We start from the raw sequence: 24917 nt of genomic DNA, 5'->3' as shown, positions 1-24917 counted from the left end.
TCGTACTATTTTGAGGCTGTGGCGGCTTTAGTCCAAATTTTTAACTCATCGCAGGTATTAAATTCGTCATCGATTTTAATATAAGTGCTCTCACGACGTTTTTCAAACCATTCGCTTAAAGTACGATTTATTTTATCACTTTGAGCTGCGTCTCTGATTTTTGGAAAATCCTGAGCCATATTTGCTTTATGTGGTGGTATTTTCGACTTTAAATAAAGCAAACGATAACCTTGTTTTCCATCAGCAGCAGTATATAAATCTGGTTTAGAAATGCCACCAATTTTCATGGTATCAATGACTAAAAATACAGCTGGATCTAATTTATCAATTGGAATAAAAGTAGTTCTGGCCTGAACGTTTTCTGCGTTCAACATCATACCACCATTATATTTAGACTCTTTATTATCTGAATAAATGTTTGCAGCAGCAGCGAATGATAATTTATTAGCGATTACCCTATTATAAACGCTGTCAGCATGAAGTTTTAAACGCGTTAAACTTTCTGGAGTTGTTGCTGGTCTGATTAAAATATGACGGGCGTGAACCTGTTCGCCACGGCGCTCAATTACCTGGAGGATGTGGAAACCAAATTCAGTTTCAAATACCGGCGAAATTTCACCTGCCTTAAGTTTAAAAGCCCAGGCTGTAAATTCTTTTGCCATCATGCTTCTGTCGAAGAAACCTAAATCTCCACCATCTGCAGATGATCCCGGATCTTCAGAATAAGTTTTTGCTAAAACGCCGAAATCATCACCACCTTTAATTCTCAAACGTAAAGCTTCAATTTTATCGCGGAACCTTTGTTTCTCTGCTCTTGATAATTTTGGATCTAGTATAATCTCTCCAACTTCAACCTCGGTGTTAAACTCAGGAATACTATCGCCTAACGATTTGAAGTATTTTTCAACTTCCATCGGTGTTACGTTAATGTTTTCGGTGATTTTAGCCTGCATCTTTTGAGCGATTAAACCATCTTTAATGGTTGGTCTCATCTCATCTTTGTATTGCAAAACCGATTTATTTAAAAACTGCTCTAAGCGTTCCTGTCCACCGGCACGCTGCATCATCGAACGCATACGTTTATCAACCTCATCATCAACCTGTCCGTCTTCAACCATTACAGAGTCGATTTCAGCTTGTTGTTTTAATAGTTTTTGTGTTAAGGTATTTTGTAAAATTCTGCACTTGATACTTTCATTAGGTGGGTTTCCCTGGTAAAGATATTGCGTGTATTCCTGGTTCAAATCTGAAAGCAGGATAATGTTATTACCTACCACAGCAGCAACTTTATCGATGTTATGTTTTCCTGGTTGGGCATAACTGTTTAAAAATAAGCAAATTAATGCTGTTGCTGCTAAAAAAAACTTCTTCATTCTATTTATTATATTTTGCAAATTTAATACTAATTTATGATCAATGCGCTTTACTGTTTGGCGAGTTTTCTTAACTCATTTTCATTGATTTTAATCTGGTGTTTTTGTCTAAGCCCGTTAAGCCAGCTTTCTTCAAGGCTTTGCTGATAATCTGCAATAACCTGACCTCTGATTTCACTTAAGGGTTTATTGTAATTACTTTGGTTTTTATTGTAAAACGCATTTATCGCCTGCTCATCTTCTTGTGCCTTGTTCCAGATTTTTTGTTCCGAAACATTAAACATCAATACACCTTCCCGGTATTCATTAAGCAAAAAATCCTGATCCTTATGAGTCGTGTTTGCTTTTTTATGTTGTATCAACGCGGTTTCATAAGTTTTCACTTCTTCCTGGTAAACGGGATTTTTATCTAAGCCCATTTCTCTGGCATCTAAAACCTTTAGCTTAAAATTAATGTATAGATTTAAATAGTTTTGTAAATTGGCGTAATCAGCATTCACATTTCCATTGTGACTCTTTTTATATGCCCATAAAAATTCTTTGGCACTTATTGATTTACCGTTAATTACGGCTACGTTTTGTGCAAACGACCAACCGAAGATACAACTGAAAATAAACAAGCAACAAGCTTTTTTTAAGCAGAGCACTCTATAAATTTTAAGGGATAAAAGTAACAATTAGCGGCGCTATTATAAGATATTTAACTAATTTTAACAGAAATTATTATCCGGCAAAAATACGAATGGAAAACCAGGTTACCAACAATGCGAATGCTTTACGTTTATTTTTTACTGAGGATGTTTTTTTGGTGAAGGATGAAATGGTTGAAATAGCTGCTGTTGATAGCAAAAATGCCGTTTCAGCCAACTTTTCTGCTGAAGATCACGTAGTTCAGCAAAGTGTTTTACAACCAAAAGTTGAGTCAATCATGGTTGATAAAGCCGAAGAAGCAGCTAAAAGTTACGTTCCGAGTGTAGAAATTCCTCCCGTTGTGGCTGAACCTAAGGCTCCTAAAAGCTTTAAATTCTTGGGCGGAAATAAAAAATCGGTTTTGATTTTAGTAAACGATCAGCTTAATGATGTGAGTACCGAACAGGGGAGAGATTTGCTTAGAAAAATTGTGAAGGCAGTAGATCTTGGTACACCTGATTTTGCAATCGTAAATTATGCCCAATACCAGGGAACAGATTATCTGGAATTTCATGAGTTTTTCAAACCAGTTATTATGCTTTCCTTCGGAGTAGAAATCACCGATTTGAAGTTAGATCTGGTATGGCAAAATGAAATTATTAACCATGGCCATACAAAAATCATCTTCGCACCAAATCTGCATCAGTTGGATAGCGATATAACAGCCAAAAAATTATTGTGGAGTAACCTGCAGAAAATTAAATAACGGTTTTATACAGTATCAAGATCTGATATCAGGTATCAAGATAGTGAGTACATCATCCATTTTCCATCATCCATATTTTTCTAACATCGTCCATCATGAAAAAACTTGTTTTCGCTACGAATAATCAGCATAAAACCGAAGAAATACGTTTGGCACTTTCCGGGCAATATGAGGTGCTTAACCTTCAGGATATCGGTTGTGATGTCGACATTCCTGAAACTGCTGATACGTTTGAAGGCAATGCAAGTATAAAAAGTAAATATGTTGTAGAAAACTTTAAGTTAGACTGTTTTGCTGACGATAGCGGTTTGGAGGTAGAGGCCTTGAATAACGAACCTGGTGTTTATTCAGCCAGGTACAGCGGGGGTAGAGATAGTTTGGAAAATATCCAACTGGTTTTACGAAAGCTAGAAGGAAAACTGAACCGGAAGGCAAGATTTAAAACTGTAATCTCTTTGATGTTAAATGGAGAAAATCATATTTTCGAAGGCGTTATTAACGGGGTAATCAGAACAGCATTATCAGGGTCAAAAGGATTTGGATATGACCCGATTTTCCAGCCAGAGGGATACGATGTCACCTTCGCAGAAATGGATATGGCTGAAAAAAACAAGATCAGCCACAGGGCAATTGCCTTAAGAAAAATGATTGAGTTTTTGAGTAAATCATAATCGTCATTGCGAGGTACGAAGCAATCTTATTTAGTAATTCAGTGCGAAAGCCTTAATCCCAGGGATTTAAAACTACAATTTCTTAATTTCTTTTTTCAAAGAATCCGCCTTAGGTAAAATCGGTTTAATACCAAAATTTACGGTATCTAAAGGACTAGCCAAAGGCACATTTTTATTCAGGTTTAAGTTAACCTTTCCAGTCGTGCTCACTTGTTTTTTGGCAGTTGTAATTCCTGATGTATTTTTAGTAGCGATACCAGATTTTCCGGCTATAACATTTTTGGCGGGCGGTGTTTTAGGCTTTGCTTTTGGTTTGGCTTTACCAGCTGACCCCACAGCATCTTTTTTTGTCTTCGGTCTTTCTTTTGGTTTCCATGAAAATCCTTTCAGCACATTATCTTTTGCTACTTTATTTTCCGGGTTAAGCGCACCTTCAACGCCCTTTATGTAAATAATATCCTCAATATCATTTTCATTATCCTGGAAAATAAACTTGATCCTGCTACTCAACGTTTGGTTCATTTCTTTATAAACCTTCGTGCTGTCATCCTGAGTGTAGTAAATGCTTTCGGCATTACCATCTACATACATGGTTTTAAGCTTGCCATTTCTGAAAAATCCCGTCATCAGCCTGCCTTTGATCTGATTAAATCGTAAAGAATCTTTAGGCGTGTTAACTAAAAACGCATTTTTAACGGCTTGAAGATTATTAAGCTTTTTGTTTTTGAACTGAACATAAATGGTATCGGCAATTTGTTGAGAACCTTCTGACCAAATGATTGGATTTACGTAACAACGTAAGGTAGAATCGGCACTGGTATAAAATAAGCTATCGGTTTTTGCCTGGATATTTGTCTTGAAAATTTTTACCCCATGGTAGGCCTTAATAATCCGGGCCTGTACCGTATCTGCTGGATTAAATTTCGCGGTATCATTTTTTAAACCGGGTTTTAAACCAAGCAAAGATTTATCTTTTGCAACATTCTTAACCATGGTCTTTGCCAAAGTATCTACTTTTGATGGCTTGATATTTTTTAATGCCTTACCGGCTTTGGCAGTTAGTGCTTCGGCTGAACTGTCTGTTTTTAAATTGGGTAATTTTTTTACAATAGAATCAGCCTTTAACTTTATTGCATTTTGAGTGCTATCAACCTTTACCTTTGGAGGTAATTTGCTCAGTGAATCAACATTTAAGCTATCGAAATCCTTCTCCAGAAACTGACTTTTAGTGTCTGTGGTTTTTGGTTCATCCTTCGCTTTGTTTTTAGCTTTTCTATCGTTTTTAGATTTAGGCTCAGCTTTTTTATCAACAGGAGAGCTAGTAGTTGATGATGGTCTTTCCGGACTTTCCTTAGTCTCTTTCGTTCCGCCCTCTTCCTCATCATCTTCGCCTATTTCGTTATCGGCTTTGACAGATATCTTTGGGATCAGTTTCAAAGATTTTTGCAAAACCATTTGAGTTTCCAAAGTATCGGCACCCATCCATAAGCTATCCGGGCGCTTCTTGCCCTTCACCAAAACCGAATCTTCGGTGCCAATTCCTAAATATGCATTCCGGGTTACCAATGTACGTTGATCAGCTTTATAGTAATAACCCAAATCGCCGAACATCTTCATTTTATCCTTGGTATCTGAAAATACGATATTTTTAACGGCCTTACCGTAACCAATCTTCCCAAAATAATACAGACTATCGCCTCTTAAAGATCTTGTACCTTGCGTATACAGATTTTTCTTTCCGAAATAAGCATCTTCAGTCATGGTATTATAGGCACCATTCTCCGTATACAAATTATCGTCTTTACCTTTAATATTCGTCGGGCCATAAAAATAAGTCCATTTAGTTTGCGTATTGTAACGCAAAGTGTCTGATTTTATAGTTACCTGAGGCGTAACGACCACTACATTATACCTAAAATAAGCATCGCTACTCGTGCTAAAATAATAGCCATTTTTACTGGTAAGCGTAACACTCTCATTTACAATTTTCCCACCACTGGTATAAGTGCCAATTTTACTCAGCGTATTATAATCTAATATGTTGGTGGTTAGCGTTGATGTAGGATCTTTCATCACAACATTTCCCGTTAAATGGGCATGTTTTTTATTTCCATCATACTCCAGTTGATCAGAATAGATATCAGTTGTTAACTGATTGATGTGTACATTTTTAAATGCTTCAAAATAATTTCTCTTACTGTAAAACACAGCGCTATCACAGGTTAAGGTGGCATTATCTTGCTGGAAGACGGGATTGTTTAACAGTGTTTTATTTTCTTTAGTGATTACAAAAATCTTTGAAAAAGAAACAATTTTAATCTTCGTGGCCTGTTGTTGGCCGAAAAGAAATACCGGGAAAAATATGGAGAATAAAAAGACAAATAGTTTTTGCACTTTACAAAGTTAGTTTTTTGTTCCGAACGTTCGGAATACCAGTTAAAATTAAATATTTTTGGTGGATGTTACCCGTAAAACAATTTCAGGATTTTATAGCGCAGCACCAGCTGTTTGCTCGGGGTAACAAAATTCTTTTAGCCGTTAGCGGGGGAAAAGATTCGGTATTGATGTTGCATTTGTTTAAAGCAATAGGCGTTAATATTGGTGTAGCACATTGTAATTTCAACTTACGTGGCGATGAGGCACAGCGTGACGAACTTTTTGTGAAAATGCTGGCCACCAGTCTTGATCTTCCATTTTACATAACGCATTTCGATACAAAAAAATATGCCTCCGAAAATAAAATTTCAACCCAAATGGCAGCCCGCGATTTACGCTACAAATGGTTTGAAGAAATTAGGTTAGCAGAGGGATTCGATTATGTTGCATTGGCGCATCATCAAAATGATGGGGTAGAAACTGTGCTCATCAACCTAACCAGAGGTACAGGGATTAGTGGTTTACATGGCATTTTGCCCAAGCGAAACCACTTGATTAGGCCATTGTTGTTTTTAAACCGGCGGGAAATTGACGAGGTCGTTCATCAAATGAATTTCGATTTCGTGGAAGATAGTTCAAACTTGAGTGCAAACTATACCCGAAATAAAATCAGGTTGAAAGTGATTCCACATCTGCAAGAAATTAATCCGCATTTAGAAAAAACTTTTGCAGAAAATGCTGCCCGTTTTGCTGATATTGAAGTGCTTGTAAACCTTCATATTCAAGCGCTTTCTGAAAAAATGCTAGACCATCGCAGTGATGGTATTTATATTGCTTTGGATGAAATTTCGAAACTAAATCCGCAGAAGCTTTTGTTATTTGAGTTACTGAAGCCTTACGGATTTACTGAAAGCATTATTCAGGAGATTCTGAATCATTTGCATTCATCCACCGGAACACATTTTTTTAGCTCCAGCCATCAGGCTATTATTAACAGGGAACACCTGGTAATTGCCGCAAAAAATAGTAGTGAAATAGCTAATCAGTTTATTCATCCATCAACTACAAATGTTTTGGTTGGAGCAGAAACACTTAACCTTTCCTTTTCAACAGCAATAGCCTTCGAAAGTAACCCCAAAAAGGCTTTTGTGAATGCAGATAAATTAATTTTTCCTTTAGTACTAAGGCATTGGCAAAATGGAGACAAATTTATCCCTTTGGGAATGCGGCAACTTAAAAAAATCAGCGACTTTTTTATTGATGAAAAAGTGCCGTTACATTTGAAGACGACCACGCCGATTCTAGTAAACGGAAATGGCGATATCGTTTGGGTGGCAGGTATGCGTCAGGATAATAGATATAAATTAACCGCTGCAACGAAAAAAGTTGCTATATTCGAGCTCAAAAATTTGTAAGTGGAAAGCAAATACGCCTATATCGAAAAACAATACATCGGTCGTGATTATGTTCGCATTTTCATCAGGTTGATTATGGCTGCATTTTGTTTTGCGGCTTATGTTTACGAACGCGATCGCGATAACACACAAGATTTATTTTTAGTGGTTGGTTTTGGAATTATCGGGGTTTCCATGCTATTGCTTTTTTTAATTCAATACAAGATTGTGGTTGAGAATGGCAGCATGATTTTAGATGGCCTGTGGACAACAAAACGTGTAAAAATTGATTTGAATAGCATTGTTGATGTAAGAAAGGCAACTTACAGCCGTTATTTTTTTAACAACCCGGTTTACAATCTTCATACCAAAGGAACCATTCGGTTTTACTCTTCAGGAAAAGATGCCGTTGTACTTACCGATCGTGATGGCTTAGAATATTTCATTGGTACCCAAAGGCCAAATGAGCTTTTCCTGGTGATTAAAGAGGAAATGAGAAATTTAAAATAACTTTCGGGTAATTTTTTTCTCAAATATCACCGCTTTAAAATCTTTATTTTTTTTATTATCCCTTAACTGACGCTTTGAAGCGTGTTTTGTGCATTGGGCATTTTTATTGATTTGATGTTAGCTATGGTGATCATGAAAAAAATAATATTTGCTTGTGTGCTTGTTGTCGGTTCTTTTTCGGCAATGGCTCAAACTTATAGTCCGAAAGTTTCAAAAGATTCTTTAGGTATTTTAACAGGAAAAGTCGATGTGCTAAAAATGCACATGAAAGTTTTAGAGCTTAAGATTAAGGAAGCAGAAGAAGAAACAAACGTGGAAAAGCTGAGACTAAAACTTTTAGAAGTTAAAGGCAATGCAAAAGTATCTGCTGATAAGGCAAGCCGAAACATTGATAAAACTGATGCTGGTTCATCTGTCGACTTAAAAAATATGGCTAAGTTGTCTAAAAAGGCAAAAAGTGATTCAGATGAATCGCAAAAGGCTTTAAGTCGCTATAACAAGCAAATTTCGAAAGTAGAAGATATTCGTACGCAAATACAAGGAGAAGAACGAAAACTGGGATACAAAAAACCCCAGTTGGTTTACGATTATAAATGATAAAGATCTTGGTCTCGGTTTGAATTACGCCCCAGCGATGGGGCGTTTTTTTGTTGGGAAGTTTTTTTAGATTCAGGTGGTAATGCTTATGTAAATCATTGTGCACTACACTTGCTACTGTTTTACTTAGGTGAACTTTTCGATTTTAAACCTGACAGCAGCGGCAGCCCCGAATTTTTTCAATGAGGGCTACAGCGAATGGCAGGACTTTCCGAGCCGAAGAATTACAGCAATTGCTTTTCGAATGGTTATTTGTAAATGATAAACGGGGATTTTTATTGCAATTGGCTTACACGTATTTTAGATATAAATGGGCTACATTTGTACCAATAACAACGCATTTATAAATGAAGATAGGAATTGTTTGCTACCCCACCTTTGGCGGTAGTGGAGTGGTTGCAACAGAGCTCGGAAAAGCACTTGCAAACGAGGGCCATCAAGTTCACTTTATCACTTACAGTCAGCCAGCCCGGCTCGATTTCTTTTCGGCAAACCTGTTTTACCACGAGGTTTCGGTAAGAGATTATCCGCTTTTTGATTACGCACCTTACGAATCGGCATTGGCCAGCAAGTTAGTAGATGTGGTTCGGTTTGAAAAGCTAGATGTTTTACATGTACATTACGCTATTCCTCATGCCTCGGCAGCATTTATGGCGAAACAAATTTTGGCTAGCTACGGCATTCATATACCTGTTGTTACAACACTGCATGGTACTGATATTACCTTGGTTGGTAAAGATCCAACCTATAAACCTGTTGTTACCTTCTCTATTAATCAGAGTGATGGGGTAACAACCGTTTCTGAAGATTTGAAAGAAGATACCTACAGTCACTTCGAGATTACCAAAGAAATTAAGGTTATCCCAAACTTTATCGATTTTAGTCGTTTTAGTTTGCAGGCGAAAGATCACTTTAAAAAAGCAATTGCGCCCAATAATGAACGCATATTGATACATACATCGAACTTTAGAAAAGTTAAGCGTACTGCTGATGTGATTCGGATTTTTGAAAAAGTACAAGCGGTAATCCCATCGAAACTTTTAATGGTAGGCGATGGGCCAGAACGTGCTTACGATGAGCAGCTTTGCCGCTCTTTGGGTATTGGCGATCATGTTCGGTTTTTAGGCAAGCAGGATGCTGTTGAAGAAATTCTTTCAGTTTCTGATTTATTCCTGATGCCATCTGAATCGGAAAGTTTCGGTTTGGCCGCATTGGAAGCCATGGCCTGCAAAGTTCCGGCAATTACATCAAATGCTGGTGGTTTACCGGAGTTGAATATTGACGATTTTTGTGGTTACATGTGTGATGTTGGTGATATCGACGATATGGCGAATAAAGCAATCACGATTTTAACCAATGATGAAACACTGAAGTATTTTAAAGAAAATGCCTTTAAAAGAGCTCAGGATTTTGATTTGAAGAAAATACTGCCTTCATATATCGACTATTATAAAGAAGTGATTGAAAATTCGCTGCAGGTAAAATATTAATGTTCGACTAAGGGACTTTGAAAAAAGCATTTTAGAAATGCATTTAAAGCACTTAGCTTACAATTTCATAATAAAAGAAACTTTCTCAAAATCAAACGATTATAAATCGTATCTTTGCGCCTTTAAATTCAGCGGTTATTAAGAAAATAATGATTTGCTGAAACAAAAAAGAGGTTAGCACAAATGAAAAGAATAGTTGATTATAGAAAGCTTTTAAACGTAGATAAAGAAGCTGAGTTAAAAGAGCTTAAGTCGGTATACCGTACCTTGATGAAAGATTGTCACCCAGACAAATTTCAGCAGGAAGAAGAAAAGTTAGATGCAGAAGCGAGAAGTAAAGAAATTATTGAAGCTTACCACTTTTTAGTGAGTATTGCCCCTGAAACCCGTGAGCAAAATATCGAAACTTATACGCAGACCATTACCTTATCTAATATTCAGGATTTTGAATACAAGCAACAAGTATTGAACATTCAGTTTTATGACGGTAGTGCTTATGAGTATTTTGATGTGCCTAAAGCAATTTATGTGAAACTGGTTAATGCCGACTCTCCAGGTCGTTTTGCCCGCAGACATATTTTTAGTGAATATCCTTACCGCAATGTGGCGAAAGTTGCAGAGCCAGCATAAAATTAAAGAAAAAGACTTGCCAAATGGCAGGTCTTTTTTTGTTGAGTTCCTGAAACAAGTTCAGGATGACGATCGTTCGTGTACGGGCATTTTCGGCATTGAACCCCGGCCAGTACGTCCTGCTGAATTTATTTCAGCATCTTTTTCTGTTATTCAAGTGTGCTGAAAAGATCTTTCCATTCTGGATTGTTATCATTTATCAAATTAATTTTCCATGATCGTCTCCAATTTTTCAATTGTTTTTCTTTTGCAATAGCTTCATCAATAGATGGAAATTGTTCAAAGTATACGAGTTTATTACAGTTGTATTTTGCGCTGAACGATTGAGGATATTTCTTTTCTTTATGTTCGATTATTCTCGAAAAAAGATTAGAAGTAACACCAATGTATAATACGGTGTGATTTGAATTTGTTAAGATGTAAACGCATCCTCCACGTTCCATTTTTCAAGATTTTACTAAAGATAACAAATTTACAGATTAAGCACGGAATTGTAACTAGGCCTGCGGATAAGTTCCTGAAACAAGTTCAGGATGACGACCGTTTGTGTATGGGCGTTTTAGGCATTGAACCCCACCAGTACGTCCTGCTGAATTTATTTCAGCATCTTTAAAGCAGGTTTTTCTTACTATTAAGTTCCTGAAACAAGTTCAGGATGACGACCGTTTGTGTATGGGCGTTTTAGGCATTGAACCCCACCAGTACGTCCTGCTGAATTTATTTCAGCATCTTTAAAGCAGGTTTTTCTTGCTATTAAGTTCCTGAAACAAGTTCAGGATGACGATCGTTCGTGTATGAGCGTTTTAGACATTGAGCCCCGGCCAGTACGTCCTGCTGAATTTATTTCAGCATCTTTAATGTGAGATTTTCTTATCACTAAGTTCCTGAAACAAGTTCAGGATGACGATCGTTCACGTATGAGCGTGTTAGGCATTGAACCCCACCAGTATCTCTTGCTGAATTTATTTCAGCATCTTTAATGTGAGATTTTCTTATCACTAAGTTCCTGAAACAAGTTCAGGATGACGACCGTTTGTGTATGGGCGTTTTAGGCATTGAACCCCACCAGTACGTCCTGCTGAATTTATTTCAGCATCTTTAAAGCAGGTTTTTCTTGCTATTAAGTTCCTGAAACAAGTTCAGGATGACGATTTTTCGTGTATGGCGTTTTAAGCTCTGTTTCCATATTAATAATTTTCAACGTTCGAGTATTAGTTAAATACTAAACAAACCGGTGCGCCTACATCGATTTTTTTCCCACTATCAGTTAATTTCCCTGTGGTTTTGTTTCGGTTGAAAATGATAACATCGTTGGTATACTGGTGGCCGACCAGCACATATTTACCACTGGGATCAATTGTAAAGTTTCGTGGTCCTTTGCCTAAGGTGCTTACGGTTTCAATCAGTTTTAATTTACCTGCCGGAAGAATGGCAAATGTTGAAATGCTATTCGCATCACCACGGTTGGTTTCGTAAAGGAATTTTCCATCTGCAGACACATGAATATCTGCAGCATCTATTTTGCCGGTAAAATCTTTTGTCGTGGTAGCTATTTCCTGAATTTTGGTTAAACCGCCATTAGCATAACTAAAAACAGTAATGCTTCCGTTAAATTCATGTACTAAATAAGCATTTTTACCATTCGGACTAAAAGTAATATGCCTTGGACCAGTACCTGCGTTGGTTTTTAGTGCCTTTTTAGCAGTAAGGGTTTTATCTTTGCCTGTGGGGTTGTAATTGTAAATATAGATTTGGTCTTCTCCCAGATCATTCACGATTAAATATTTATGATCAGGAGTAAATTTCACCATGTGTACATGTGCGCTTTCCTGCCTGCCTTTCGGATCAATGCTTTTGCCAGTGTGTTTAATCACTTGCAAGGCTTCACTTAATGAGCCATCAGCCTGGCGGGCAAATACGGCCAAACTTCCCCCAGAATAGTTCGCAACAATTACATTCTTAGCATCAGCTGTAACAAAACAAGGGTCAGCACCATGGCTATCCACTTTGTTTAAAAAAGTTAATATACCTGTTTTTTCTTCGTATTTAAAAGCACTAACCGTACTTGTATTGCCTGTTTCATTTACCGCATAAACAAATTTGTGATCAGGAGAAAGGGTTAAATAGCTTGGGTTTGCCGTTCCTTTGGTAACGTGCTTTAAGCTAGCTTCTGCATTGTTGGTATTGAAATTATAGGTGTAGATACCTTCACTTTTTCCAGGAGCTGTATAAGTTCCAATTAAGAGATTATAATTAGTTTTTTGCGCAAAGGCGATGGGAGATATTAATGTCATTAATAGTATAGCGATGTTTTTTTTCATTTTACGTTCTTGTTTAAACAAATATGAGAAAAAATGTTTTGGGTTAATCCATTTTAAAGTGGATGATAAAACACATTGCAATAAAAAAGGCAACCTTTCGATTGCCTTGAATATTATTTAATTAAGTGTTTAATTTGGATTAACTCATGATCTTCCAGGTATCTCCATCTTCCACGAGGTAAATCTTTTTTAGTCAGATTGCCATAAACTACGCGATCTAATTTTTCAACGCTGTAACCTAAATGTTCGAAAATACGACGAACAATTCTGTTTTTACCACTGTGAATTTGGATGCCGATTTCTTTTTTAGTTCCACCTGCAACATAAGAAATGTTATCTGGTTTAATCAAACCATCTTCCAGTTCCAAACCAAAAGCAATTTTGTTTAAATCACCTTGTGATAAAGCTTTATCTAACTCTACGTTGTAAATTTTAGTGATGCCGTTTTTTGGGTGTGATAGTTTATCAGCCAAATCGCCATCATTAGTCATTAATAATAAACCTGTTGTATTGCGATCTAAACGACCTACAGGATAAATACGCTCACGACTTGCTTTATCAACCAACTGCATTACTGTACGACGTTCCTGAGGATCATCGGTTGTAGTGATGTAATCTTTAGGTTTGTTAAGTAGCACGTAAACTTTTTTCTCACGTTTAAGTAGCTCGCCGTTGTAACGAACTAAATCTTTAGCTGGGTCTACTTTATGGCCTAATTCTGTAACCGCTTCGCCGTTTACGGTAACTACACCAGCAGCAATTAATTCATCGGCTTTACGGCGAGAGCAAATACCTGCGTTTGAAATATATCTATTAAGGCGAATTAAGCCTTTATCTTCATTTGTTTTACGGGCAGGGGCGATAACAGTTCTTTCCGGACGGTTGAACTCTGTGTCTCTTGGCTGCGCTTCTTCGCGTTTTCTAAACGGACGAGAATCGCCTTCTCTGGCTTCCCTAGGTTTTACATCTCTTGAACTTCCAGCACTTGGTCTAAATCCATCAGATTTTCCTTTTGATTTAAAATCCTTGTATCCACCTTCTCTAGGCTTAAAGTCTCTCGATCCGCCGTCTTTTGATTTGAAATCACGTTCACCGGTTCTTGGTTTGTAATCTCTTGATCCACCTTCTCTGGGTTTGAAATCACGGTCGCCAGTTCTCGGTTTAAAATCTCTCGAATCTCCATCCTTAGATTTGAAATCGCGTTCTCCTGTTCTTGGTTTATAATCTCTTGCACCACCTTCTCTTGATTTAAAATCTCGATCTCCTGTTCTAGTGTTTCTTGGTCTTTGATCTTTGTTTCTTGCTCCTTGGTCGTTATTCGAATCTTTCGATTTGAATTCACGATCGCCAAATTTGAAGCTTTGAGATTCCGCATCTTTCGATTTGAAATCGCGTCCGCCTGATCTTGGTTTGAAATCTTTTTTGTCTCCGAAAGATTTTGATTTGAAATCTTTGCTTTCTGAACTTCTAGGTCTGAAGTTGTCTTTTGAATCGGATGATTTTTTGAATTTGTTGTCTCTATCGTCTGATTTTCTTCTGTCAGACCCGGCATCATTACTTCTGCCTTCTGTTCTTCGGTTGCCCGATTTGGACTTGTCATCCCGACTGTTCCTGTTGTTTTTATTTATCATGATACGCTTTTAACCGCATCCTAAAATGCGGGCTGCAAATTTAGGAAAAATTGATGAACAATACAATTGTTAGGAGGCGAAAATTTATGTCAAAAAATAGCCTCTAAAATAGAAAAAATCGTCCGAAAATCAAAATTTAAAATCCACGTTTAAAGCACTTTAAGGGCTAATTTTTTGTGGTTTTCGTGTAACTATTTGATAATGTGCTTATTATTTTTTAGCTTTGCCGACGTTTTTATATAAGTTCACCAAAAAAAGGAGGAAGATGTTAAAGAAACACAGCGTACCATTTGCGGTAGTGGCAACACTATTTCTTTTGGCAAAAGTGTTCACTTACCAAATGCCCTTAGTACCAAAAAGTCTTTTAAAAGAAGCAAAATTAAACACTACAATAACAACAACTGATAGCGTAAAAGTTGAGGAGGTAAAGAAGCCTCAATCCTTAATGGCTCAGTTAAATTTCGCGGATGAAACCTTGCCATTGGGCGATAACAAGGTAGAGAGAAAAATGAAAAAAATTCTTGCCGCACACACTTTCCAGAGTATGCAAACAAATGTATTGCATCAAAAAGCAGCAAAATGGTTTCCTGTTATCGAACCCATTCTTGAAGCTTACGGAATTCCAAACGATTTCAAGTATTTGGCATTAGTTGAATCAGGAACGGCAATGGGGGTTTCGCCTAAAGGTGCAGCAGGAATTTGGCAATTTATGCCAGGTACAGCCCGTACTTACGGCTTAAGGGTAAATGGTAAAGTTGATGAACGCTATAATTTGCGAAAATCAACCATCGCAGCCTGCAAATACATTAAAGAAATGTATAGAGGCTTAGAAAGCTGGACCCTTGTAGCTGCAGCTTATAACGTGGGCGATGGTCGCTTGCGTAAGCAAATCAATAATCAAAATCAGGATAATTATTACAAAATGAGGTTAAACCGCGAAACCGGTGGCTACGTTTATAAAGTAATTTCTATGAAACAGATTATGGAACATCCGAAACGTTACGGATACAAAAAAGAGCGTGTATTATTGGCCTACAACGGCGAATAACATAATTAAGGTAAAAACAAAGCATTTGGTAAGGCGTCCCGATTTTATAACGGGACGCTTTTTTTATTTTCAAGCTGTTTACCTTGATTAAGGGATTACACTGATTTAATGTATTTAACCAAACATTTTTTGTGGCTTTTGGCTTTAGTCATCCAGCTTTTCTTTTAAACTTTTCATCTCCAGACTCTAGAATCCGGACTTCAGACTTCAGACTCCCGACTCCTGACTTCGGACTCCCGACTTTTTTCTCTATTTGTTCCTCATCATTGTTCCTTTATCTTTGATCTTTATTCTTCACTATGTTCAAACTGCGCATCAATAAAATCATAAATCAGCCCGGCGATAATATTACTTTTCAATTTGAAGATATTGATGGCAATTATCCTAGTTACTTGGCAGGACAGTTTATTTCATTAATTTTTGAAGGCAAAAACCGTGAAGTACGCCGCTCGTATTCTTTTAACAGTTCTCCGGATGTAAACGAACCTTTAGCCATTACAGTAAAAAGAGTGGAAAATGGGGAAATCTCCAGATTTCTGCACCATAAAACGTCGGTAAACGATGTGTTGATAGCGCAGGAACCACAAGGACTTTTCAGTTATCTTCCGGATGAACATTTAGAAAGAGATCTTTTTCTTTTTGCAGCAGGAGTAGGCATCACTCCGCTTTTCTCAATTTTAAAAACAGCACTGGTTCGCGAGAAAAACTCATTGGTTACCTTAATATATAGTAACCGATCAAAAGAGGAAGCGCTATTTTACGATGAACTGAACGAATGGCACCGAAAATATCCTGAAAGATTAAAAATCATCTGGGTTTTTAGCAATAGTAAAAACCTCATGACTGCCCGTTTAAATAAATTTTACATAGAGAAGTTGCTCAAAGAACATTTGCATTTCGAAAGAGAAAGCGCCTTGTTTTATACCTGCGGTCCGATAATTTACATGGATTTATGTAGAATTACTTTACTTGGTATGGGCTTCGATATTCAACAAATTAAAAGGGAAACATTTGTTTTGCCTGAAGATGAAGTTGATGAAGATGACAGCTCAGAAAAAGTGGTTGATAAAAATACCTATTCTGTTATTTTAAATTTTCACGGTACAAGTTACAATCTTGATATTCCATGGCCGAAACGCATTCTAGATGTGGCGCTTGAAAATAAAATTAAACTTCCTTACAGTTGTCGAGGTGGCGTTTGCAGTACTTGCGTAGCCAACTGTACCAAAGGTAATGTAAGGATGGATTATAATGAAGTGCTAACAGATGATGAGATTGAAAAGGGAAGGGTATTGGTTTGTACAGGGCGGCCTACAGAAAACGGAACAACGATTGAATGGTAGGATATGATGTCGATGCTTTGTTCGTCTTAAAATTTCAACTGTTACAGCATTTGACTAATATATTCATCAGCAGTCATAATCGGAATGATGGATTGTTTAAAATCCTTTCCATTCCGCGTAATAATGATCGAGCATTCAGCCTGCAAAGCGGCGAAATATTGAACTGCATCTTCAAAATCTTTGAAATTTGAATTTAATCCTTTTTCGATTATTTCTTCGTCTACACTACAAATCCTCCAATGATTTTAAATTTTCTGAGTTTACTTAAAACAGATGCTGAAGATTCGAATTTATTTAAAACATATTCAACAGTTGTAAAAGAGAGCGGGGAGGCAACTAATGTGATTTTCTTTTGATCGGCTAGGGTAGCCACTTTAGCAATGGCATCGTAAAATGGAATTCGTTGTCCTAGCAAGTCTAGTATTACATTAGTATCCAAGAAAATTTTAGTCATTTGTATTTTTGATCTAAGTAATCGTTACGCTCTTTTTTATAATCTAAATCCGCTGGAATTTGAATGCCTGACGAAAGACTTTTAACAAAAGGAGAAATTTCCAATCCATTGTTTAGCTCGCCTGAAGTTAAAGAGTTGAAATAATTTTCAACTAATCTAGATAAGCTTAATTTTTGCTTAGATGCGTAGTTTTTAGCCTTTTCAATGATTTCCTGATCTAGCTTTAATGTGAGTTTAGTATCCATATTATTTCTTGTACGTACAAATATATAAAATTTGAACGTAAATATTTTGTGAGAACCAAAAAGTAGTTTTCGCGATTAATTTGTACCGGGCATCCTACAGAAAACGGAACGACTATTGGATGGTAGAGTGTCTTTTGATTTTTATGGTAGTAGTAAAAATCTCCAGCCGTTCCAGTATTGATTGTAATAATAATTGAATTCTTTGCGCTCGGTATCTTGATCTAGCCCTTTTGAAGTGAGGTAATGGTTGTATGAGCTTTCATTCTCGAACGTTTTGATTCCTTTTGATTTCAGATCAAAAACAAAATAAGAAGTCTTTTTATCCTTTGAGAATTTATCTAATGTACCATAAACGAAATCGTCAGTCAAAACAAACTTATCTATGTTATAGGTATTGCTTTCATCATCTATAAAAATATAAGCATGAGAATCGATCGCTCTCAACTCATTATGATGCGAAATCGGAATTCTATAACTATCACCGAGTCCGTGGCTTCCGTAATAACTGAACATAAAAGTGAATAAAATAACCGAAATCATTGCCCAACTCATAAACCAAGCAAGGGCTTTATTTATAGAGGAAAATAATCGATTAACAAATTTGTTCTTATTAACAATGAACCTTAGTAAGAAATAAAGGGTTGTTGTATATATGGCACTTAAGATAGAAATCTTGAATAGCACGAAAACAAGATGAATTAATGGCACATGATAAAGGTTAATGGTGAGCGTTTGTATATTTTGCTAATCTACAAAACCAAGCACCATCTTGCAACGTTTATTTGCTATGATGAAAATGCGGCTTTCTCTTATTATAACATTATTTAGTCTTCAACTATTCGCTCAAGATTCCCTCATCATCAAAAGAGAATATGCCAATAAACAATACGTAAATCTATATAAAGAAAATTCAGATTTTGCCTATACATCGCCTTATGGAGAATTGGGTGCGCCATCAAAATATGTAATCAATGGTCGCTTGACTACTACTTATATGTTGTTGGGCAGTTACAAATCTCCAGTTGCATTTTCGATTATTCCCGATTTTACAGTTAGGGTGAGGGATGAGTTTTCTGCCGGGGTTCGTACACCAAGCTATCGTTTGGGTTTTGCAGCCTATGCCCGTTTAAATAAGAGTCCAGAAAATTACAAATATGCTGAACTGGCTTTTACGCATCATTCTAATGGGCAAGATCAGGAGGCGCTCAATCAAGATGGCTCGGTAAATACATTAACAGGCAATTTCAATGCGAATTATCTTACGGCATCTTATCGTTTTGGTCACCGCACACCCACCAGCATTAACGAAAGTTTTTACTCCTTTAATCACCGCTTAGGATTACAATGGTATAAGTTTTTTAGATATGAGCCTGCATTAGATCTGGGTTTTGGCTTTACGAGGGTGCTTTACAATTTTTCACTTCGTAAATACGATCAAATTGAACGAAATGCCAGAAGCAAGCCGAAAGTTAAAACCGAAAAAGAAACCTGGCGTTTAAATACAGAGGTTTCCTATGCAGTAAATAAAATTCCTGCGAAGAATTTAGCGAATCTTCAGAAGCGTTTAAATGCTGAAATCAACTTTAACTACAGTTTCCCATTTATGAATAATGTGTTTTTAATGGCTGCGGTTGGATATTATGGTGAAGATAATTACAACATTTATTTTCAGGATCGTTATGGCTATTTGCGTTTTGGTTTGTCATCTGGTTTCCTTAGAAATCGAAGTCGACATTATGACAATTAATCCTTAATACAGATTGGTTTAGACTTTCTTTTTGATAAAATTTTTAGCATTTTTGCGGATTGAAATTTGATCTATTCAAAGGCCTGATTTCCACCCAACTTTTTAATAAAATATGAGCAATAAATCTATCGACCTCGGCGAGCAAAAAGATGTAGAAGTATACGGTGCGAGGGTACATAATTTAAAAAATATTGATGTCAGTTTTCCTCGCAACCAATTGGTTGTAATCACTGGTTTAAGTGGTAGCGGGAAATCATCATTGGCTTTTGATACCATTTATGCTGAAGGGCAGCGTCGCTACATGGAAACATTTAGCGCTTATAGCCGGCAGTTTATGGGTGGCATGGAACGCCCTGATGTAGATAAGGTTTCGGGTTTAAGTCCGGTTATTGCCATTGAGCAAAAAACCACCAGCAAAAACCCTCGCTCTACGGTTGGTACCATCACCGAGATTTACGATTTCATGCGTTTGCTTTATGCCCGCGTGGCCGATGCCTACTCGTATAATACGGGTGAGAAGATGGAGCGCATGAGCGAAGATCAGATTTTGCAGAATATTTTTAACAAGTTTGATGGGTTAGCGGTAAATATCCTGGCGCCGGTGGTAAAAGGTAGAAAAGGGCATTATCGTGAACTTTTTGAGCAAATCCGTAAGCAAGGTTATGTAAAAGTTCGTGTTGATGGAGAAATCAAAGATATCACGGCCAAAATGCAGGTCGATCGTTATAAAATCCACGATATTGAAGTGGTGATTGATCGCTTAATTGTTGATGGAAAGGATAAAAAACGCCTTTTGGATTCCGTTCAAACGGCCATGAAAATGGGTAAGGGCGTAATTAAAATCAGTGATAAAGATAACAATGTTGCGCATTTCAGTAAGTTTTTAATGTGCCCAACAACGGGGATTTCTTATGATGAACCTCAACCAAACAGCTTTTCGTTTAACTCGCCTTATGGCGCTTGCGAACGTTGTGATGGTTTGGGTTATATTTTTGTGGTAGATAAGGAATCGGTTATGCCGAATCCTAAATTGAATATTCTAAATGGTGGATTGGCGCCACTTGGTGAATACCGCGATACCTGGATGTTTCAGGTGTTAAAATCTTTGGCGAAGAAATATGCTTTCTCGCTATCAACTCCGATTGAAAAGCTAAGTGATGAAGTAATCAATATCATTTTGAATGGCTCTCCTGATTTAATCAAGGTTGAGGTAGAGTACAATAAATGGAACGTTCAGAATTACAACATTACGTTTGATGGTATCATCAAAATGCTCGAAGAGCAGAATGAAAAGCGAAGCGAATCAGCATCTGATGATATGGATGCTTTCCGTAAACTGAAAACTTGTCCGGAGTGCCATGGAGCCCGTTTAAAAAAAGAAAGTTTACACTTCAAAGTTGATGGTAAGAATATTTTTGATCTTGCCTCAATGGATATCAATAATCTTCATGCCTGGTTTGAGCATGTTGATGATCGCCTTTCTGATCGCCAAAACATCATTGCAAAAGAAATTTTAAAAGAGATAAAAGCCAGAATTGGTTTCTTAACCGATGTAGGTTTAACTTATTTAACACTAGATCGTACTGCCCGTACACTCTCAGGTGGTGAGGCACAACGCATCCGCCTGGCTACACAAATTGGTTCGCAGTTAATGAATGTGATGTACATTTTGGATGAGCCAAGTATTGGTTTGCACCAACGCGATAACGAAAGATTGATCAATGCTTTGAAAAATCTTCGTGATTTAGGCAATACCGTACTGGTTGTGGAGCATGATAAAGACATGATTTTGGAGGCCGATTGGGTAATTGATGTCGGTCCTGGAGCAGGTATCCACGGCGGAACTGTTGTTGCCGAAGGAACGGCGAAAGATATTCTGAAATCGAAAACTTTGACAGCTGCCTATTTGAATGGTGATAAAAAAATCGAAACGCCAAAAGTTCGCAGAAAAGGTAATGGCCATAAATTATCCATTACAAAAGCTACAGGACATAATTTAAAGGAAGTTTCAATCGATTTTCCTCTGGGTAAGTTTATTGCAGTAACAGGCGTTTCGGGTTCAGGTAAATCGAGTTTAATTACCGAGACCTTATATCCGATTTTAAATCATCACTTTTTCAGGGCGAAGAAAACACCACTCCCTTACGAAAAAATAACAGGATTAAAAGAGATAGATAAAGTAATTGAAATTGATCAGGCACCAATCGGAAGAACGCCACGATCTAATCCATCAACTTATACCGGTGTTTTCTCTGATATCAGAAACTTGTTTGTGCAGTTGCCAGAGGCAAAAATTCGTGGCTACAAACCTGGTCGTTTTTCTTTCAATGTAAAAGGTGGAAGATGCGAAACCTGTCAGGGTGCGGGTTTGAAAGTGATCGAAATGAATTTCTTGCCTGATGTTCAGGTGCCCTGTGAAGAATGCGGCGGCAGAAGATATAACCGTGAAACGCTGGAAGTTCGTTTCCGTGGAAAATCCATCAGCGATGTATTGGATATGAGTATTGAGGATGCTTGTGTTTTCTTTGAAAATATTCCGATTATTTATAGAAAAATCAAAACGCTTAAAGATGTTGGTTTGGGTTATATCACCTTAGGTCAATCATCAGTTACCCTTTCAGGTGGAGAGGCGCAAAGAGTTAAACTTGCGACTGAACTATCGAAAAAAGATACTGGTAAAACTTTCTATATTTTAGATGAGCCAACAACCGGATTGCACTTTGAGGATATTAATGTGCTGTTGGGTGTATTACAAGAGCTTGTTGAAAAAGGCAATACAATTTTAGTAATTGAACATAACTTGGATGTGGTTAAGGTTGCAGACTGGGTAATCGATTTAGGTGAAGAGGGCGGAGCCGGAGGCGGAAGAATTCTTTTTGAAGGCACACCTGAAGGATTAATTCAGAATCCAATTAGCTTAACAGGAAAGTTTTTGAAGAAGGAAATGGATTGGGAATTGGCCAATCAGTCAGTAGTTGATAATCCAAAGTCCGAAGTCAAAAAAGCAAAAGTCACCAAAAAAGTTAAACAGAAAGATTAGACTATCGTCATTGTTAGCAATGACGGCAGTCGAAAAATTTGCATTTCACATCATACATCATCAAAAATGATTTTTACCGATACCCACACCCATTTATATTACGAGCAAGATGCCGAAAAGCAAGCACAATTAATGGAACGTTGTTTTGAGAACGATGTTAACCGGTTGTTTTTGCCTAATGTTGATGTGAAATCGATTGCAATGATTGATGAGCTGGTAGCTAAGTATCCGGAGAATTGTTTTGCAATGGCCGGACTTCATCCCTGCGATGTGAAAGAAGATTATCTTGCTCTATTAGATGAAATTTACAAAAGCATTTCCGCTAGAAAAATTTATGCTATCGGCGAAATAGGAATTGATTTATACTGGGATAAAACCACTTTAGCCATTCAGCAAGATGCTTTTCGTAAGCAAATTGCCTGGGCAAAAGATTTGGGTTTGCCTATCGTCATTCATTGTCGTGAGGCTTTCGATGAAGTATTTGAAGTATTGGAAAGCGAACGTGATGAAAAACTTAGAGGTATATTTCATTGCTTCACCGGAAATTTGGCTCAAGCCAAGCAAGCGATCGACCTGAATTTTTATTTAGGTATTGGTGGAGTAGTTACTTATAAGAAAGCCGGATTAGATTTAGTTTTATCAGATATTCCCCTTGATAAACTCGTTCTGGAAACTGATTCACCTTATTTAGCGCCTGTTCCTTTTCGTGGTAAGCCAAACGAAAGTAGTTACCTTATTTATATCGCACAAAAACTAGCAGAGATTTATGGTGTTTCGGTAGAAGAAATAGCGGATGTAACTACTGAAAATTCCAAAAAAGTATTTGGGGTTTAAGTTATTGTGGTTTTCTCGCGGATGAAGCAGATTTTCAATAATTGCCTCGTTCTGCTGTCCCGAAGCTTCGGGATCAGTTTTTTTGATAGGTTATTAAGATCCTGAAATAAATTCAGGATGACGACCGTTCGTGTTAGTTGTTCATACAGATAGCTCAGTCTGACCCACTTCGCCCTGCTGTCTCGAATTCTCCGGATCAGTTTTTTAATAGGTTATTAAGATCCTGAAATAAATTCAGGATGACGACCGTTCGTGTTAGTTGTTCATGTGTATTGTTCACAAATATAGCTCAACCTGACCCATTTCATCCTGCTGTCCCGAATTCTCGGGATCAGATCTATTGAATAGATATTAACAATTTATATGCGTTTGCTTAACAGTTATAATCACTGTTTCGTTTTTTTGCTCTCTATATTATCAATTTCATAATTTAAGCGTCTTGGTATGTTAAATAATTATCAATATTAAAATTATCCCAAATCATTTATATTTTTTTGCTTTCTTTGCGTTGAGCAACCAACCAACCAAATGACCAAGATCCTTATAATTTATACCGGTGGCACCATCGGTATGGTTAACGACCCCAGCAATGGAATGTTAATTCCTTTTGACTTTGAGCAGATTAAACAAAATGTTCCGGAATTAAGCCGTTTAGATTATGAGTTGGATGTTCATTCTTTCAATCCGGTTCTGGATTCATCAAACATGGATCCTGAAATTTGGAAAACCTTAGCCGAGTTAATCCGCGACCATTATGATCAATATGATGGTTTCGTTATTCTTCATGGCTCCGATACCATGGCCTTTACGGCCTCAGCATTAAGTTTTATGTTGGAGAATTTAGGTAAAGCCGTAGTTTTAACAGGTTCGCAGTTGCCAATCGGCGAAATCAGAACAGATGCAAAAGAGAATTTAATTACCGCTTTGGAAATTGCCGCAACAAAAGAAAATGGTAAATCACTGTTTCCTGAGGTTTGTATATATTTTGATGCTCAATTATTCAGGGGAAACCGGTCTATTAAATACAATAGCGAAAAATTTGAAGCTTTTAGATCGCCAAACTATCCGGTATTGGCCGAAGCAGGTGTGCATTTACAGTTTAATACCAACTATGTAATGAAAGCGCCTGAAGGCGAGTTAACCCTGCATACCAATTTCAATTCAAACATTGGGGTTTTGAAATTGTATCCGGGAATTACTCCGCAAGCGGTTTCAGCGATCACAGATTCAAAAGTTGATGCCATTATTTTAGAAACTTTCGGATCTGGCAACACCACAACTGCCCAATGGTTCTTAGATAGTCTTCGCCAGGCGATATTAAGTGGTAAAATTATTCTTGATATCTCTCAATGTAAAAAAGGTTCAGTTCAATTAGGGCGCTATGAAACCAGTCGCGAGCTGTTAAAAATGGGGATTATTAGTGGCTACGATGTAACTTTTGAGGCTGCGGTTACTAAGTTAATGTATGTTTTAGGACTCAACCTGCCTTTAGAACAAAGTCGTAAGTTGATGGATGAATCGCTTCGTGGAGAATTAACAAAGGATTAATTTTTCGGAAAGCAATTGCAGTAGCATTTTTTAACGTTCTTCCTGCTATACGTTCAATCTTTTTCTGAATGGCAGCACTAACCTGATTGATTTTACAACAAAAAAGGATTTCACTGCTATCAGGTTTAATCACACAGAAACTGCTTTCTACGCATAGCTAAACAACCGTTCGGCAATAAACCAGACAGTAACGTAAATCCTTTTAATTAGTACCAACTTCTAATTACCACGTTCTCAACGGCGATGGAATAAAACACGCTAATAACTTG

Annotated in this window: 23 protein-coding genes; 13 read left to right on the top strand and 10 right to left on the bottom strand. The window is 37.2% G+C overall.

Features of this window, described 5'->3' with window-relative positions:
• Positions 1-5: 5 nt before the first annotated feature.
• Both R2Q70_RS00610 and R2Q70_RS00605 read right to left on the bottom strand, forming a co-directional pair.
• Positions 6-1373, bottom strand: coding sequence for a peptidylprolyl isomerase (locus tag R2Q70_RS00610; RefSeq protein WP_316805757.1), 1368 nt, complete (start codon positions 1371-1373; stop codon positions 6-8).
• 50 nt (positions 1374-1423) lie between these two features.
• The gene (locus tag R2Q70_RS00605) at positions 1424-1993 is read right to left on the bottom strand and encodes a hypothetical protein (protein WP_316805756.1); all 570 of its coding nucleotides are present in this window, start codon (positions 1991-1993) and stop codon (positions 1424-1426) included.
• A gap of 122 nt (positions 1994-2115) precedes the next feature.
• Here R2Q70_RS00605 and R2Q70_RS00600 point away from each other — a divergent pair, with 122 nt between their 5' ends.
• Both R2Q70_RS00600 and R2Q70_RS00595 read left to right on the top strand, forming a co-directional pair.
• Positions 2116-2769: a hypothetical protein gene (locus tag R2Q70_RS00600; protein ID WP_316805755.1), complete on the top strand. Its 654-nt coding sequence runs from the start codon at positions 2116-2118 to the stop codon at positions 2767-2769.
• A 95-nt stretch (positions 2770-2864) separates the two neighbouring features.
• Positions 2865-3440, top strand: a complete 576-nt coding sequence (locus R2Q70_RS00595) for a non-canonical purine NTP diphosphatase (protein ID WP_316805754.1) — start codon at positions 2865-2867, stop codon at positions 3438-3440.
• Between the two features lie 72 nt (positions 3441-3512).
• Here the strand turns inward: R2Q70_RS00595 and R2Q70_RS00590 are convergent, their stop codons facing one another.
• Entirely contained in the window at positions 3513-5834 is a 2322-nt protein-coding gene (locus R2Q70_RS00590; RefSeq protein WP_316805753.1) for an OstA-like protein, read from the bottom strand.
• A 65-nt stretch (positions 5835-5899) separates the two neighbouring features.
• Between R2Q70_RS00590 and tilS the strand changes: the two genes are divergently transcribed.
• From tilS to R2Q70_RS00565, 5 genes are all read left to right on the top strand, one after another.
• Entirely contained in the window at positions 5900-7231 is a 1332-nt protein-coding gene (gene tilS, locus R2Q70_RS00585) for a tRNA lysidine(34) synthetase TilS (RefSeq protein WP_316805752.1), read from the top strand.
• A complete protein-coding gene (locus tag R2Q70_RS00580) occupies positions 7232-7720 on the top strand; it encodes a hypothetical protein (RefSeq protein WP_029280011.1) in 489 nt (162 codons plus the stop codon). It begins immediately after the preceding gene.
• Positions 7721-7852: 132 nt separating this feature from the next.
• The gene (locus tag R2Q70_RS00575; protein WP_316805751.1) at positions 7853-8317 is read left to right on the top strand and encodes a hypothetical protein; all 465 of its coding nucleotides are present in this window, start codon (positions 7853-7855) and stop codon (positions 8315-8317) included.
• A gap of 347 nt (positions 8318-8664) precedes the next feature.
• The gene (gene bshA, locus R2Q70_RS00570; protein ID WP_316805750.1) at positions 8665-9807 is read left to right on the top strand and encodes an N-acetyl-alpha-D-glucosaminyl L-malate synthase BshA; all 1143 of its coding nucleotides are present in this window, start codon (positions 8665-8667) and stop codon (positions 9805-9807) included.
• A 183-nt stretch (positions 9808-9990) separates the two neighbouring features.
• Positions 9991-10437 (top strand): KTSC domain-containing protein, encoded by a 447-nt coding sequence (locus R2Q70_RS00565; protein ID WP_316805749.1) that lies wholly within the window; start codon positions 9991-9993, stop codon positions 10435-10437.
• Between the two features lie 149 nt (positions 10438-10586).
• Here R2Q70_RS00565 and R2Q70_RS00560 read toward each other — a convergent pair whose 3' ends face one another.
• From R2Q70_RS00560 to R2Q70_RS00550, 3 genes are all read right to left on the bottom strand, one after another.
• Positions 10587-10880, bottom strand: coding sequence for a GIY-YIG nuclease family protein (locus R2Q70_RS00560; protein ID WP_316805748.1), 294 nt, complete (start codon positions 10878-10880; stop codon positions 10587-10589).
• Positions 10881-11648: 768 nt separating this feature from the next.
• Positions 11649-12758 carry a lactonase family protein gene (locus R2Q70_RS00555; RefSeq protein ID WP_316805747.1) on the bottom strand — a complete coding sequence of 370 codons (1110 nt, stop codon included), beginning with the start codon at positions 12756-12758 and terminating at the stop codon, positions 11649-11651.
• Positions 12759-12871: 113 nt separating this feature from the next.
• A complete protein-coding gene (locus R2Q70_RS00550) occupies positions 12872-14389 on the bottom strand; it encodes a pseudouridine synthase (protein ID WP_316805746.1) in 1518 nt (505 codons plus the stop codon).
• A gap of 265 nt (positions 14390-14654) precedes the next feature.
• On the opposite strand from R2Q70_RS00550, the gene R2Q70_RS00545 reads away from it, so the two are divergent.
• Entirely contained in the window at positions 14655-15437 is a 783-nt protein-coding gene (locus R2Q70_RS00545; RefSeq protein ID WP_316805745.1) for a lytic transglycosylase domain-containing protein, read from the top strand.
• A 299-nt stretch (positions 15438-15736) separates the two neighbouring features.
• On the top strand, positions 15737-16780 hold the full coding sequence (locus tag R2Q70_RS00540; RefSeq protein WP_316805744.1) for a ferredoxin--NADP reductase: 1044 nt from the start codon (positions 15737-15739) through the stop codon (positions 16778-16780).
• A gap of 41 nt (positions 16781-16821) precedes the next feature.
• Here the strand turns inward: R2Q70_RS00540 and R2Q70_RS21865 are convergent, their stop codons facing one another.
• From R2Q70_RS21865 to R2Q70_RS00525, 4 genes are all read right to left on the bottom strand, one after another.
• Positions 16822-16989: a hypothetical protein gene (locus R2Q70_RS21865; RefSeq protein WP_410478351.1), complete on the bottom strand. Its 168-nt coding sequence runs from the start codon at positions 16987-16989 to the stop codon at positions 16822-16824.
• An 11-nt stretch (positions 16990-17000) separates the two neighbouring features.
• Positions 17001-17219: a PIN domain-containing protein gene (locus tag R2Q70_RS00535; protein WP_316805743.1), complete on the bottom strand. Its 219-nt coding sequence runs from the start codon at positions 17217-17219 to the stop codon at positions 17001-17003.
• An 11-nt stretch (positions 17220-17230) separates the two neighbouring features.
• The gene (locus R2Q70_RS00530) at positions 17231-17479 is read right to left on the bottom strand and encodes a DUF6364 family protein (protein ID WP_316805742.1); all 249 of its coding nucleotides are present in this window, start codon (positions 17477-17479) and stop codon (positions 17231-17233) included.
• Between the two features lie 141 nt (positions 17480-17620).
• Complete coding sequence (locus R2Q70_RS00525) at positions 17621-17992, bottom strand: hypothetical protein (protein ID WP_316805741.1); 372 nt, start codon at positions 17990-17992, stop codon at positions 17621-17623.
• A 274-nt stretch (positions 17993-18266) separates the two neighbouring features.
• Here R2Q70_RS00525 and R2Q70_RS00520 point away from each other — a divergent pair, with 274 nt between their 5' ends.
• The 4 genes from R2Q70_RS00520 to R2Q70_RS00505 all read left to right on the top strand — a co-directional run bounded on the left by R2Q70_RS00520 (position 18267) and on the right by R2Q70_RS00505 (position 24648).
• Positions 18267-19226, top strand: a complete 960-nt coding sequence (locus R2Q70_RS00520) for a hypothetical protein (RefSeq protein WP_316805740.1) — start codon at positions 18267-18269, stop codon at positions 19224-19226.
• A gap of 112 nt (positions 19227-19338) precedes the next feature.
• On the top strand, positions 19339-22266 hold the full coding sequence (gene uvrA / locus R2Q70_RS00515) for an excinuclease ABC subunit UvrA (RefSeq protein ID WP_316805739.1): 2928 nt from the start codon (positions 19339-19341) through the stop codon (positions 22264-22266).
• Positions 22267-22332: 66 nt separating this feature from the next.
• Positions 22333-23100: a TatD family hydrolase gene (locus R2Q70_RS00510; protein WP_316805738.1), complete on the top strand. Its 768-nt coding sequence runs from the start codon at positions 22333-22335 to the stop codon at positions 23098-23100.
• Between the two features lie 528 nt (positions 23101-23628).
• A complete protein-coding gene (locus R2Q70_RS00505; protein ID WP_316805737.1) occupies positions 23629-24648 on the top strand; it encodes a type I asparaginase in 1020 nt (339 codons plus the stop codon).
• Positions 24649-24917: the final 269 nt, after the last annotated feature.

Origin of the sequence: Pedobacter agri (assembly GCF_032678665.1) — a bacterium.
Taxonomy (GTDB): domain Bacteria; phylum Bacteroidota; class Bacteroidia; order Sphingobacteriales; family Sphingobacteriaceae; genus Pedobacter; species Pedobacter agri_A.
This window is presented reverse-complemented; position numbering and strand designations above follow the sequence as displayed.

Excerpts from the sequence above, each read along its gene's own strand:
- R2Q70_RS00610 (WP_316805757.1), bottom strand. The coding sequence starts at position 1,373 with ATGAAGAAGTTTTTTTTAGCAGCAACAGCATTAATTTGCTTATTTTTA.
- R2Q70_RS00600 (WP_316805755.1), top strand. The coding sequence starts at position 2,116 with ATGGAAAACCAGGTTACCAACAATGCGAATGCTTTACGTTTATTTTTT.
- R2Q70_RS00595 (WP_316805754.1), top strand. The coding sequence starts at position 2,865 with ATGAAAAAACTTGTTTTCGCTACGAATAATCAGCATAAAACCGAAGAA.
- tilS (WP_316805752.1), top strand. The coding sequence starts at position 5,900 with ATGTTACCCGTAAAACAATTTCAGGATTTTATAGCGCAGCACCAGCTG.
- R2Q70_RS00575 (WP_316805751.1), top strand. The coding sequence starts at position 7,853 with ATGAAAAAAATAATATTTGCTTGTGTGCTTGTTGTCGGTTCTTTTTCG.
- bshA (WP_316805750.1), top strand. The coding sequence starts at position 8,665 with ATGAAGATAGGAATTGTTTGCTACCCCACCTTTGGCGGTAGTGGAGTG.
- R2Q70_RS00565 (WP_316805749.1), top strand. The coding sequence starts at position 9,991 with ATGAAAAGAATAGTTGATTATAGAAAGCTTTTAAACGTAGATAAAGAA.
- R2Q70_RS00560 (WP_316805748.1), bottom strand. The coding sequence starts at position 10,880 with ATGGAACGTGGAGGATGCGTTTACATCTTAACAAATTCAAATCACACC.
- R2Q70_RS00555 (WP_316805747.1), bottom strand. The coding sequence starts at position 12,758 with ATGAAAAAAAACATCGCTATACTATTAATGACATTAATATCTCCCATC.
- R2Q70_RS00550 (WP_316805746.1), bottom strand. The coding sequence starts at position 14,389 with ATGATAAATAAAAACAACAGGAACAGTCGGGATGACAAGTCCAAATCG.
- R2Q70_RS00545 (WP_316805745.1), top strand. The coding sequence starts at position 14,655 with ATGTTAAAGAAACACAGCGTACCATTTGCGGTAGTGGCAACACTATTT.
- R2Q70_RS00540 (WP_316805744.1), top strand. The coding sequence starts at position 15,737 with ATGTTCAAACTGCGCATCAATAAAATCATAAATCAGCCCGGCGATAAT.
- R2Q70_RS00530 (WP_316805742.1), bottom strand. The coding sequence starts at position 17,479 with ATGGATACTAAACTCACATTAAAGCTAGATCAGGAAATCATTGAAAAG.
- R2Q70_RS00525 (WP_316805741.1), bottom strand. The coding sequence starts at position 17,992 with ATGTTCAGTTATTACGGAAGCCACGGACTCGGTGATAGTTATAGAATT.
- R2Q70_RS00520 (WP_316805740.1), top strand. The coding sequence starts at position 18,267 with ATGATGAAAATGCGGCTTTCTCTTATTATAACATTATTTAGTCTTCAA.
- uvrA (WP_316805739.1), top strand. The coding sequence starts at position 19,339 with ATGAGCAATAAATCTATCGACCTCGGCGAGCAAAAAGATGTAGAAGTA.
- R2Q70_RS00510 (WP_316805738.1), top strand. The coding sequence starts at position 22,333 with ATGATTTTTACCGATACCCACACCCATTTATATTACGAGCAAGATGCC.
- R2Q70_RS00505 (WP_316805737.1), top strand. The coding sequence starts at position 23,629 with ATGACCAAGATCCTTATAATTTATACCGGTGGCACCATCGGTATGGTT.